Here is a 6,647-nt window from a genome sequence, read left to right on the forward strand (position 1 = left end):
GCACATAACAAATTGCTTAACAAAGACTCCTAACGCTTGGCGACTTCAGTCGCAATTTCAGCTCTGTGTTTATGGCACAATATTCAAGTTAAGTGGCATCGCGTTGTCGCTTGTTAGCAAGGCGTTAGCTGCAAGGAGATGGTTGTGAAAAAAATATCAAGTCAAATGAAAGAAAATTGGTTGGAAACTATACGGTGTGTAGTTAGTTCTCCAAAGGTCCACCGGTTCAATGTTGGAATTACGGTAGATGTAGATCAAAGAGCAAAGCAATATAAATATTTCAGTCCATCATGGCCTCATTTGGTTGTACTAAAATCAGGAATGGATGCAACATTAGCGCTAGAAGCTGAGAAATTTTTGTTCGACGAGCTCACCCAGAATAAAAATGCAGTAACGTATAAAAAGTATAGAAACGACACAAGAGATGGTCACCATGTCCCTAGTACGGGTGGGTTAAAATCTAATCGTGAGTACAGCGTATATATCGCTTGGGGAACAAAAGAGTCATACGAAGCAAGCAGCTAACAAATTGTTCAAGAGTGATTCGGCACGCGTGGCATTTTTGCTATGCGTTGGTTTTAGTGTTTTAGGTGGTATGCGGAAGCTTCGGTATTGCGTGCCTCACACCTTAACAAGGCGTTAGGATTTTAGGGGGGGGTTGTGAAATATTTATTTCTTGTTTTAATATCAATAATGTCATTTTCTGTGAATTCAAATCCAGTCGGAGATTGTACAGGAACGCCTAAGGATGCGATTACGTTGTTACCTTCGCCTCTCAATAATTGGGGGCAAATAGTCTGCACACCTTACGGACATATTATTTCCAGCAAGCAAGGTTATGTTTGGTCAAACGTCGGAACTTATAGTCCGGTGATGATTCCGTCACAAATGGTTCGCACAAACCCCAAAAGTATAGGAAATAAATCATATTTCACATCAGTTGAAATGGATTTGTTACAAGGCGACGATGCGGTCTCTTCAGCTAAACTGTTTGAAAGTGGATTTGATAAATCTACAAGTACGCCAAAGGTTTATTCGCTTCGTGTCAAATCTATATCAGGTAAAGAATTGGGGTTTAAGTTTTTTGACTATGGCGATTCTCAATGGGGTATGTGGTGTAACAAATCATGCGATCCAAATTCAAAATTTATGATTTTAAATATGGCTAAGTAAAAGCCTAACAAACAGTTCAAGCAGACCAAAAACGCGTGGCATTTTTAGTTTGCGTTGAGTTTTGTGTTTAGGGTAGTTTGCAGAAACAGTATTTGTGCGTTTTTGGCTACTTAACTGGGCGTTATAGCGCTTTGAAAGTTCAAGGGTTGTCAGGTTCTCGAAAATAGCTGGCTTAAGTGCTGGAAAGTTCGATTCCTTAACCTAAATCAAGGTGGAAAACCCTCGCAAACCAAGTCTCAGTAAGCTTTAAAAACCAATTAGGTTAGCCGGATTTTGAAGCTTGGTTTTCGGTTTGTTCTTCTAAATTCTCGACTGAGTTGGTGTTTTGGGTTTCGTGGTCTGGTTGCAGAAGGTTTTGTTGGCTAAGATGCCGTCCATTGAATGCAAGTTAAGTGCTTCATTGCCAAGTGAGTTTGTGTACTTGTTACGCTCTAACAAACGCTTCAAGCGGACTGCCAACGCGTGGCATTTTAGGTTTGCAGTGATAATTGTGTTTAAGGCGCAATGCGGTAGCTTTTGTATAGTGTTGCCAGCAGCTTAAGCGGGCGTTATAGCGCTTTGAAAATTCAAGGGTTGTCAGGTTCTCGAAAGTTGCTGGCTTCAGTGTTTTTGAGTTCGATTCCTCAACCATATTCAAGGTGGGAAATTCTCAGTAAACTAAGTTGCAGCAAGCTTTCAAAACCAATTAGGTTCACCGAATTTTGAAGCTTTACTCTTGGCTCGTTTTTCTAATTTTTCGACTGATCAGGTGTTTTGGGCTCTGTGGTCTGGTTGCAGAAGGTTTTGTTGGCTAAGATGCTGTTCATTGAATGCAAGCTAAATGCTTCATTGCCAAGCGAGTTTTTTGCTTGTATCGCTACAACAAACAGTTCAAGCAGACCAAAAACGCGTGGCATTTTTAGTTTGCGTAGAGTTTTGTGTTTAGGGTAGTTTGCAGAAACCGCATTTGTACGTTTTTGGCTACTTAACTGGGCGTTAGCTGTCAAAAAGGTATTCATGCTTTATCGGCAATAAAATGTAATTAAGTATTTTATCATACATTTATCATAAATAGCCTGTCACACTACTTCCAATTAGTGTTTGTCTGGTGTGCAAATGGATTTACTCTCTACAGCAAAATTGAAAGTAGAGGTAACGTTATGAGTAATACCATATGTCCAACTTTAATTGGCATTACATTTGATGAAGAAAGTCAGCAAGCACTTAATGCGATTAACGATATGAAGAGTACTGTTAAAGATGGATGGGTAGCTATTGTAATTGGACAGCTAGCTGTAATTTTTGGTGGGTTGGCGGTTAAGCCAACAAGTTCAGCTGGCTTTATAGAAAGTACTCTAGGGTTTAAATTAGCTTCAAACGACGTAACGCAAACCGCATATAATATATATCAAACAAATTGGGAATACTTTTTCAAATCTTTAAGTTCTCTAGACCGTTATGCAAATAATCAGATTAGTACTACAGCTGGATTACAAATGATACGTTCACGTATTAGCCCCAAAGAAAGACAGTTTTGGAAAGCGCTACATTATGGATGTAAGTTCTAATGAAAAAAATACTATTTCTTGCTTTTCTTAGTACGTTCTCATGCCTAACGTTTGCTTCAGATAGCGTTATCAATAAAGTGAAGGTCGGGGTGTCATCACTCGACGTCGCGTTCATAAATTTTGAAAATAAGCATGCAGAGTGCCTAGCTTTAGCTGAGTCGACGAAATTGAGTGCCAGTGTCATCGAGCAGCTGAGGGAGCTACCTTCCGAAGCATCTTCTGGCTTAGGTTATCTCAGTCAACGGGCAATTAGAAACTGTGCTATCACTGAGCTGAATGAGGTAATGCGCCTTATTTTAACTTTGGAAGTTATCATTGAAAAAGAGCAATATCTACACCCAAATAGGCGAATAACCTCAATTAAAAACCTTATGTTTTCAATGGTTGATCTTAATACTGAGGTTAATTATCTGGTTTTGTCCGATGATATAAAAAGAGCACTAGATGATATAGACAAGTTAAACTATCCGTTTAACTTGGTAGATAGTTTTGAAAGGGCTTGGTTTTCGGAGTAGTGTCAGCTAACAAACGCTTCAAGCCGACCGCCAACGCGTGGCATTTTTGGTTTGCAGTAATAATTGTGTTTAAGGCGCAATGCGGTGGTCGTTGTAGTGCGTTGGCGGCGGCTTAAGCGGGCGTTATAGCGCTTTGATAATTCTAGGTTTGTAAGGTTATCGAAAGTTGCTGGCTTTCGTGTTTTTGAGTTCGATTCCTTAACCTGAATCAAGGTGGAATATCCTCGCAAACCAAGCTGTTGTAGGTTTCAAAATCATTCAGCTTCATCAGATTTTGAAGTTTGGCTTCCGGCTCACTTACCTAAATTCTCGACTCAATCGGTGTTTTGGGTAATGTGGTCTGGTTGCAGAAGCTCACTTTGGCTAAGATGCAGGTCATTGAATGCAGTCTAAGTGCTTCATTGCCAAGTGAGTTTGTTTACTTGTATCGCTCTAACAAAAGCTTCAAACCGACAAACAACGCGTGGCATTTTTAGTTTGCGGTAAATTTAGTGTTTAAGGCGTAATGCGGCGGCTTGTTTTGTGCGTTGTCTGCGGTTTAAGCTGGCGTTATAACACAAAATCAGCCTATTGCTCAAAATGACTAGTTGAACTATTATTTGTACATTAAATTGTACCATTGGGAGTTCAACATGAGCCGTATCCATTTCGACCAAGATATTCAGCCTTTGTCTGAATTTCGAGCTGGCGTAACGTCATTTATCAAGCAGATCAACGAAACTCGCAGACCACTAGTAATAACACAGCGTGGTAAAGGTGTAGCTGTTGTTCTTGATGTCGCAGAATATGAAGCAATGCAAGAGAAGATCGAGTTACTTGAAGAAATGCGTACTGCTGAAGCACAACTAGCTTCGGGCTTAGGTGTTTCTAATGAGGACGCTCGTGCTCAAGTGTTAGGGCGTATTAAGAAATGAAAATAGTCTGGTCACCTCTAGCATTGCAAAAGTTAGGTGATGCAGCTGAATTTATTTCGTTGGACAATCCAGTAGCAGCAGAAGATTGGGTTAGTGAGGTTTTCGATAAAACGGAGCTTCTCTCAAGTATGCCGGAAATGGGTCGTATGGTGCCGGAATTGCCTCATACCAACTTTCGTGAAATTATTTTTGGGCACTATCGCATCATATATAGCCTCAGCCATGAAATTCGCATTCTAACGGTGCGAAATTGTCGTCAAATGCTGACGGAAAGTGACTTATAGCAATTGTGTTATAACAAACGCTTCAAGCCGACCGCCAACGCGTGGCATTTTTGGTTTGCAGTAATAATTGTGTTTAAGGCGCAATGCGGTAGCCGTTGTGTTGCGTTGGCAGCGGCTTAAGCGGGCGTTAAGTTTATGGAGTAAAAAATGGATATAGCAAAATGTACGTTGGATGGTAATACATATAATGCGGTAGATTTCTCACTGTTGCCACCAAACGAAATGTCTGAGAAAAGGCAAAATTTGGTATGTACTGAATGTGAAAAAGATGCATTTTTCCGAAAGGCTTCTCGAACGGGTCAAGCAGCTTGTTTTGGAGCGAGACCACATGAAGCCGATTGTTCTTTTGCTTCAGCAGAAACTCAACGAGTGGAAAATGAGGGCGGAGATGAAGACCGTCTTAGAAACCCAGGTCAAAACATTGTCATTGACCTAAATTATGGTGCAGCTCCAAGAGTAAATGTAGATGTTGAACCAAATGATCAGGAGGGAGCTAACGAGGGACGCGGTCGTCATGTTGGCAATAGACCTCGCCCTAATGCCAATATGCAAAGGCGTTTAAGCACTCTTTTGCGAAATCTAATTAACTCAGAAGAATTTAGAAACTCTCAACAACAAATTACATTGGCTGAAAATGAACCAACCACAGTAGCCAGTTTTTTCGTTAACTTTACCGACGTAGATGATCAACATGATTATCAATTTCATGGTTATTGGGGCTTATTGGCAGATGCACGATTGGGAAATAATGGTAATTTATGGTTGAACTCGGGTGGTCGAGGCAATATCAGTTGTTTAATTCAGGCCGGTGATGTTGATACTTTTTATCAACGACATAATATCGATGATGTTGAAGATTTTGTTGGTGCATATGTTCTGGTTCTTGGTGAAAAGAATACATCGCAAAATGGTAAGCCTTACGTTGTGGCAAACGGGTTAGAACGAGTAGCGCTGCAAAAATAAACTTAACAAAGCATTTAAGACGGATTCCCAACGCTTGGCACTTTCGGCTTACTTTAGTTCAAGTGTTTATGTCACAATGGTTTAGGTTGGGTGGGTAGCGTTGCTCACCACTTAATGCGGCGTTATAGCGCTTTGAAAGTTCAAGGGTTGGTCAGGTTCTCGAAAATAGCTGGCTTAAGTGCTGGAAAGTTCGATTCCTTAACCTAAATCAAGGTGGAAAATCCTCGCAAACCAAGTCTCAGTAAGCTTTAAAAACCAATTAGGTTAGCCGGATTTTGAAGCTTGGTTTTCGGTTTGTTCTTCTAAATTCTCGACTGAGTTGGTGTTTTGGGTTTCGTGGTCTGGTTGCAGCAGATTTTGTTGGCTAAGATGCCGTTCATTGAATGCAAGCTAAGTGCTTCATTGCCAAGTAAGTATGCTTACCTGTATCGCTCTAACAAAAGCTTCAAACCGACAAACAACGCGTGGCATTTTTAGTTTGCAGTGAATTTAGCGTTTATGGTGCAATGCAGCGGCCTGGTTTGTGCGTTGTCTGCGGTTTAAGCTGGCGTTATGCGAAAAGGAGGTATCATGGAAATTGTAGAAATCAAAACGAATAGTGAGCTGTATGAGCGCGCACTTGATTTAAGATACGCTCTCTTTTTCAAAGAACCTTGCCTTCCCCGCGAGATTTTATTCGATGCATTGGAATCAAGCAGCCGTCATTTTGCTGTTGTTGGTGATGGTTCTTTATTGGCGTATGGTCGTCTAAGTGATGAAGGTGGAAAGATTTTTAAGATTTCCCAGATGGTTGTTCAGCCTAATATGCAAGGAAAAGGGTTAGGTACAAAAGTACTTAGCAAGCTAATAGATACGGCCTTAGAACTGGGTGCGATCGAGATTTACTTGAACGCAAGATTACATGCTGTGTCGTTGTATGAAAGACTCGGTTTTTTGAAGACTAGTCATACCTTCGTAGCCAAAAGTACTGGTGTGCCACATGTCAAAATGGTTCGAGACGTGTAGTATTCGCATAACAAAAGCTTCAAACCGACAGCCAACGCGTGGCATTTTTGGTTTGCGGTGACTTCGTGTTTAAGGCGTAATGCAGCGGCTTGATTTGTGCGTTGTCTGCGGTTTAAGCTGGCGTTATGCAACACACCTAGATTTACTTGTGAGCGACCTCAGCAGCAGTATGTTGTAAAGCGATAATCAATTATAATAATCTAGTCATAGTGATTTAATTTCAGAGGGTTAAGTGTGTTAACAAGA

9 protein-coding genes are annotated in these 6,647 nt (G+C 40.8%); 8 read left to right on the forward strand and 1 reads right to left on the reverse strand.

Features of this window, described 5'->3' with window-relative positions; genetic code table 11:
* Positions 1–144: 144 nt before the first annotated feature.
* Positions 145–525: a hypothetical protein gene (locus HC752_RS23295; protein ID WP_190337584.1), complete on the forward strand. Its 381-nt coding sequence runs from the start codon at positions 145–147 to the stop codon at positions 523–525.
* 135 nt (positions 526–660) lie between these two features.
* Positions 661–1,173 (forward strand): hypothetical protein, encoded by a 513-nt coding sequence (locus HC752_RS23305; protein WP_190337585.1) that lies wholly within the window; start codon positions 661–663, stop codon positions 1,171–1,173.
* A 728-nt stretch (positions 1,174–1,901) separates the two neighbouring features.
* On the opposite strand, the gene HC752_RS23310 is transcribed toward HC752_RS23305, so the two are convergent.
* The gene (locus HC752_RS23310) at positions 1,902–2,171 is read right to left on the reverse strand and encodes a hypothetical protein (RefSeq protein WP_190337586.1); all 270 of its coding nucleotides are present in this window, start codon (positions 2,169–2,171) and stop codon (positions 1,902–1,904) included.
* Between the two features lie 141 nt (positions 2,172–2,312).
* Here HC752_RS23310 and HC752_RS23315 point away from each other — a divergent pair, with 141 nt between their 5' ends.
* The 6 genes from HC752_RS23315 to HC752_RS23350 all read left to right on the forward strand — a co-directional run bounded on the left by HC752_RS23315 (position 2,313) and on the right by HC752_RS23350 (position 6,401).
* Entirely contained in the window at positions 2,313–2,720 is a 408-nt protein-coding gene (locus HC752_RS23315) for a hypothetical protein (protein WP_190337587.1), read from the forward strand.
* Positions 2,720–3,235, forward strand: coding sequence for a hypothetical protein (locus HC752_RS23320; protein WP_190337588.1), 516 nt, complete (start codon positions 2,720–2,722; stop codon positions 3,233–3,235). The genes HC752_RS23315 and HC752_RS23320 overlap by 1 nt, the downstream gene beginning before the upstream one ends.
* Before the next feature lie 632 nt (positions 3,236–3,867).
* Positions 3,868–4,149 (forward strand): type II toxin-antitoxin system Phd/YefM family antitoxin, encoded by a 282-nt coding sequence (locus tag HC752_RS23330; RefSeq protein ID WP_011080399.1) that lies wholly within the window; start codon positions 3,868–3,870, stop codon positions 4,147–4,149.
* Positions 4,146–4,433, forward strand: a complete 288-nt coding sequence (locus HC752_RS23335) for a type II toxin-antitoxin system RelE/ParE family toxin (protein WP_190337590.1) — start codon at positions 4,146–4,148, stop codon at positions 4,431–4,433. The genes HC752_RS23330 and HC752_RS23335 overlap by 4 nt, the downstream gene beginning before the upstream one ends.
* A 147-nt stretch (positions 4,434–4,580) precedes the next feature.
* A complete protein-coding gene (locus tag HC752_RS23345; RefSeq protein WP_190337592.1) occupies positions 4,581–5,396 on the forward strand; it encodes a hypothetical protein in 816 nt (271 codons plus the stop codon).
* 570 nt (positions 5,397–5,966) lie between these two features.
* A complete protein-coding gene (locus HC752_RS23350; RefSeq protein ID WP_190337593.1) occupies positions 5,967–6,401 on the forward strand; it encodes a GNAT family N-acetyltransferase in 435 nt (144 codons plus the stop codon).
* Positions 6,402–6,647 lie beyond the last annotated feature (246 nt).

Source organism: Vibrio sp. S9_S30 (assembly GCF_014694455.1).
Lineage (GTDB): Bacteria > Pseudomonadota > Gammaproteobacteria > Enterobacterales > Vibrionaceae > Vibrio.